This window comes from Streptomyces sp. NPDC005774, assembly GCF_042871645.1.
Taxonomy (GTDB): domain Bacteria; phylum Actinomycetota; class Actinomycetes; order Streptomycetales; family Streptomycetaceae; genus Streptomyces; species Streptomyces pratens.
On record NZ_JBIAIV010000113.1, the window covers coordinates 1 to 5,094 of the forward strand.

Annotated in this window: 3 protein-coding genes; 1 reads left to right on the forward strand and 2 read right to left on the reverse strand. The window is 71.8% G+C overall.

Annotated elements, in window-relative coordinates:
- Positions 1-186: 186 nt before the first annotated feature.
- Positions 187-636 carry a hypothetical protein gene (locus tag ACFYQA_RS39095; RefSeq protein ID WP_388928564.1) on the reverse strand — a complete coding sequence of 150 codons (450 nt, stop codon included), beginning with the start codon at positions 634-636 and terminating at the stop codon, positions 187-189.
- A 171-nt stretch (positions 637-807) separates the two neighbouring features.
- Positions 808-4,104 (reverse strand): family 78 glycoside hydrolase catalytic domain, encoded by a 3,297-nt coding sequence (locus ACFYQA_RS39100; protein ID WP_388928566.1) that lies wholly within the window; start codon positions 4,102-4,104, stop codon positions 808-810.
- A 291-nt stretch (positions 4,105-4,395) separates the two neighbouring features.
- On the opposite strand from ACFYQA_RS39100, the gene ACFYQA_RS39105 reads away from it, so the two are divergent.
- Positions 4,396-4,857 carry a hypothetical protein gene (locus ACFYQA_RS39105; protein WP_388928568.1) on the forward strand — a complete coding sequence of 154 codons (462 nt, stop codon included), beginning with the start codon at positions 4,396-4,398 and terminating at the stop codon, positions 4,855-4,857.
- Positions 4,858-5,094 lie beyond the last annotated feature (237 nt).

A 5,094-nucleotide genomic window follows, 5' to 3' on the forward strand; every position in this document is an offset into this window, starting at 1 on the left:
ACCGGCTCACCACCAGCCTGGCCGGCGGCTACGGCATCAACCTCTACCTACCGCCATAGGCTCCGACCCGATCACAACGGACCACCGCTAACCGGACACACCGCGTGTCGTGCACCACGGGCCCCGTGCGAACCGCCCGCCCCGGCGAGGCCGGCGACGGGCGGGTGGAAGAGGCGTCCCCGGAACTCAGCCGGCGTACACCCTGCCCTCCTTCACCACGTAGTGGACCGGGTCGGAGCAGCCGATGGACGGAGTGACCAGCAGGCCGACCACGAGGGGTGCGGGCTCCGTGCTCGCTGTCGAGAACTGGCAGACGGCGCCCGTACCCGTGAGCGGATACCAGAACCAGCCGTCCACGTCGCCGACGGTCACGCGGTCCGACTCCCTCCAGACGCCGTCGGACCGCGTGTACACCTGCAGGCGCACGGACGCGGCGTATCCGTCCTCGGCCGAGCGGAGTGCGGTCAGGGTGATCCGGTAGTCGGCGCCGAGGACGGACGACGCGATCTGCCGCTGCTGCGGCACGGCGGGCTTTGCGTTCGACGCCCCGGCGCCGGCAGCACCGAGAGCGACCGCCATCAGGACGGTGAGCGCCGCGGCGGCGCCACGACGAGTGCGAGAACGCATCGGGCTCATGTGTCTCATGCTGCTCCCCCGTTGGAACGAGTGCGAGTCGACAGGGCACGGAAGGCCGGACCGCATGAATACCTCCCGTTCGAGGAGGTTCAGCGCGGTCCAGCGCGGTTCGATGAGGAAGACACTCCGAACGATCCCGGGGTTGTACGGCGGGGTGCGGCCGCCCCCGGGCTACGCCCGGCCGGTGAACTCCCAACTCCCGTGCGGCACCTGGAAGATCACGAACTCCGGCTCCGTACGGAGGTGCCGGGCCCCCGCCGGTGCCGTGACCTGGGACCGTTCGTCCGCCGGTACGTGCACGTCGGCGGTCGCCCCCACGGGGACCTGCACCGCCAGCCGCAGCCGGCCGTCGATCCGGGACCAGGACACCCCCGCAGGCCCACGCACCGTCCGTATCGTGGTACGCGCCCAGTCCACGCCCGTACGCGCGTCGGGCCGCACCACGAAGGTGCCGTAGCCCGCATCGCCCGGCCGCAGGCCGGCCACGTTCTCGTAGAGCCACTGGGCGACCGTGCCCTGGAAGTAGTGGTCGCGGGAGCGGGAGTCGGCCGGCCACATCTCCCACATGGTGTCGGCGCCCTGCGCGTGCCAGTATCCCCAGCTCGGGTACGTGCGTTGGGTGGCGACGGCGTGGGCCACGTCCGGGCGGCCGTACGCGGACAGCACGCGCAGCAGCACGCTGGTGCCGAGCGCCCCGGTGTTGAGGTGGTTGCCGCGCTCCTCGACGTCCCGCACCAGGCTGTCGACGACGGTGGCGCGTGCCCCGGCCGGCACCATCCCGAAGGCCAGGGGCACGGCGTTGGACGTCTGCCGGTATCCGGGGTCCTTCGCCGTGCGGTAGTACCCCTCGGGCCCGAGGAAGGCGGCGTTGAAGGCGTCCCGCAGCTTCCCGGCGGCCTCGCGGTAGCGGTCCGCGGTGCCTCCCTCGCCCAGCGTCCCGCCCACTTCCGCGGTGTGCAGCAGGGCGCGGTACAGGTAGGCGGTCGCGGTGAGCCGGGTGTCCTCGGGCGGATTCCCGCCGTAGCCGGGTGGCAGATAATCGCCCAGCGCGGTGACCGCCAGACCGTCCCGCAGCCGGGAGAGTTCCCAGTCCAGATAGCGCACCAGCGTGTCCCAGTGCTCGCGGGCGGCCCGTTCGTCACCGTACACGCGGTACATCTCGCGCACCACGAACGGGTAGACGGTGGTCCACTCGGGGGAGGGCCCCAGATCGCCGTAGCCCCAGCCCCCGCTCGGCACGATCACCGGCAGCTGCCCCTCGTCGGTCTGGCTGTCCGCCAGGTCGCCGAGCCACTTGGACAGGAACCGGTGCACCCCGAAGGCGTAGGCCATGACGGGCGCCCCGAGCTGGGCGTCGCCGGTCCAGCCGTTCTTCTCGTACATGGGCGTGTCGGTCGGGATACCGTGCAGATTGTTGAGCACGGTCCGGCGCATGGCCCCGTCCAGCCACTCGTAGAACGGCTCGGAGCAGGCGAAGGAACTCACCTCCTCGACGGGCGTGTGCACCAGCCGTCCGAGCACCTGGCCGGCCGAGGGACGCGCGGGCAGTCCGGTGATCTGCACATAGCGGAAGCCCTTGTACGAGAACGAGGGCTCCCAGATCTCCTCGTCGTCACCCGCGCAGATGTATTCGTCCGTCTGGAACCGGCCCGGGACGTGGCCCGTCTCGGCGTGCACACTGCCGTCCTCCTTCAGTTTCTCACCGTGGGTCAGGCTCACCACGTCGCCCTCGGCGGCGCCCCGCACGGTCAGCCGGGTCCAGCCCGCCATGGTGCGGCCCATGTCGACCACGTACACCCCGGGGCGCAGTTCGCTGATCCCGGCGGGACGCACGGTGTCGACGATCTCGATCGGGTCGTGCGGCTGGGCGCGCAGCCGCCCGGCCGGTGCCTCCTGGATCCGGGCGGCGCGCCATCCGCTGTCGTCGAAGCCCGGCCGGGTCCATCCCTCGGGGACCAGCCGGGCGTCGAAGGTCTCACCGGCGTAGAGGGAGTTGGAGCGCGTCGGGCCCTCGGCCAGCCGCCAGTCGTCGCCGGAGACGACGGTCGTGCGGGAGCCGTCGGGGTGGTCCATCTCCAGCTGTGCGAGGAGCCGCGGCTCGCCGTGCCAGGGCGGCTGGTGCCAGTTCCAGACATTGGGGGTCGTCATGCCGAAGAAGCCGCGCCCGAGGGCGACCCCCAGGGCGTTCTCGCCGCGTTCCAGCAGCTCGGTCACGTCGTGCACGGCGTACAGGACGGTCCGGTCGTAGTCGGTGAACCCCGGGTCGAGGACCTGGTGCCCGACCTTGCGGCCGTTGATCTCCGCCTCGTAGTAGGCGAGTCCGCTGATGTACAGCCGCGCCCGGGAGATCTTCTTGCGGACGGTGAAGGCACGGCGGAGCAGTGGTGCGGGCGATTCGGGCGCCACCACGGTCGGCCCCGTGCCCCAGGGCCCCTGGCCGTAGGGCGCGAGGACGACCGCGGGTGTCCAGCCGCCGTCGTCGAAGCCCGGCTGTTGCCAGCCCTGCTGCACGGTCTCGGAGGTGCGCCAGCCGCCGCCGGTGGCCAGTTCGTGGCGCTGCCCGTCCTCAGTGTCGACGAGCAGCCGGACCAGCAGCCCGCCCGGGTTGACCGAGGCCCCGCCGCGGTTGGTGGCGAGCGCGGCCAGGACGACGTCCCCGGCCCGGGCGTCCGCGTCGGGCGTGGCGGTCGCTGCCGCGCGGACGAGCCCGGTGACATCCGCGGTTCTCCCGGTGCGCCAGCCGTCCGTCCGCTGCGGGGCGTGCAGGACCTCCTCACCGCCGAGGTACAGGGTGAAGTCGTCGTCGGCGGTGGCGACCACCGTGGCCCGCTCCACCTTTGTCCCCGCGGGCAGCGTCAGCCGGCCCCTGAACCACCGCGGGCCTTCGGGCGCATCGGAGGGGGTGGCGCCCGGCGACCAGATCCAGTCGGCGCCCTCGAACGAGGGCGGCTGCGGCGGAGTGCCGGCCCCGACCCAACGAGCTCGCCACTCGTCCGGCGACAACGTTGTCTCCCACCAGCGCGGTTCGCTCCAGCGCGCCGCGCGCCCCTTCGCGTCCCACACCCGTACCCGCCAGAAGTAGCGGGTACGGGGACGCAGTGCGGGGCCGTCGTAGGGGACCCCGACGCTGCGGTCCGAGGTGACCCTGCCGGAGTCCCACACCATCCGGCCGTCCCAGCGGGCCCGGTCGCGGACCACCTGGATCCGATAGGCGCTCTGGCGCGCGTTGTGCCCCGGGGCCGCCAGCTCCCACGACAAGCGCGGCCGTTCCACGTCGGTTCCGATGAGCGTCTCGGCGTACTCCACGGTGGTGCGCACGACGCGCAGTCCACCGGAGCGCGGGGCGGCCCTCGATGCCGCGGCCCCCGGTACGGCGGTTGCCGGTGCGGTGGCGCCGAACGCGCCCAGGCCCGCTCCCGCGGCCACCGTCCCCTGCAGGAACACCCTGCGCTTCCATCCCTCGGCCATGATGTGCGTCCTCTGCTCGCCGTGTCCGGTGATTGAAACGATTCACATCCGTTCTTCAGCGATCCTATGGACCCGGCGCGGTGCCCTACAAGAGGTGTGACGCCGTCAGGAGAGGTGGAGTACGGCCACGAGGGATGAAGAACAGCCAAGTATGAACAGGAAATTCGACGATCCGATCGTGGCTGACGGGTTAATGTCAGTGTCAAGGAGCAGAATGATCACTGAAAGAGATCAACACCGGCGCCGCGCTGGGTACACGGTCTCGAGACCCGGCTCCGGAAAGGCCCAGCGATGCTGTTCACCGTCAACCAGACACAGGACCGTCCGCGCGCAGGGCGGATGAACACCGGTCTCCGAGCGGCCCCCGCGCCGTCGAGCGTCCCGGTCGCCACCGCCACCGCCACCGCCACCGCCACCGCCGGCGCCGACGTGCTGCGCATCATCTCCGACCCGCGCACCCCCACCTTCGTCACGGTGTACGCGAACGGCCGACGCCGGTACAGCTACTGGCGGCCGCTCGATTCCACCACGGGCCAGGGCGGCTGCTACGCGGCCCTGCCCACCGGCGACTGCGACGCGCTGCACGAAGCAGGGAAGATCGAGCTAGGGAACCCCGTCGTGGACGCGAACCGGACGACGTACCGGGTCAGCGCATCCTCCGCCCGGGTCACCCCGCCCGCCCGCGCACTCGCCGCACCGCTCCGCCCGGTGCGGGAGCGCACCCGCCCGGTCCGGGCCGCCCGCGTCGCCTGAGCCGGGCACGGCACGCACTCCGTTTGCCTGCGGGGAGTGGGAGACGCTGTGCGGGGGAAGAGTTGCCGTCGAAGGCCGGGCACAGGGTGCGCGGAGTCGTGGGGACGCACGGGGGCATCTTGACTTCCTCCCCCTCCTGAAGGACTCCGTTGGGAAATCCGCGAACTGGCTGTTGTGAGGGTGATTCAGGCTGTGAGTTCGAGGCGGGCCAGGTGTGAGGCTCTGGTGCCGCCGGGT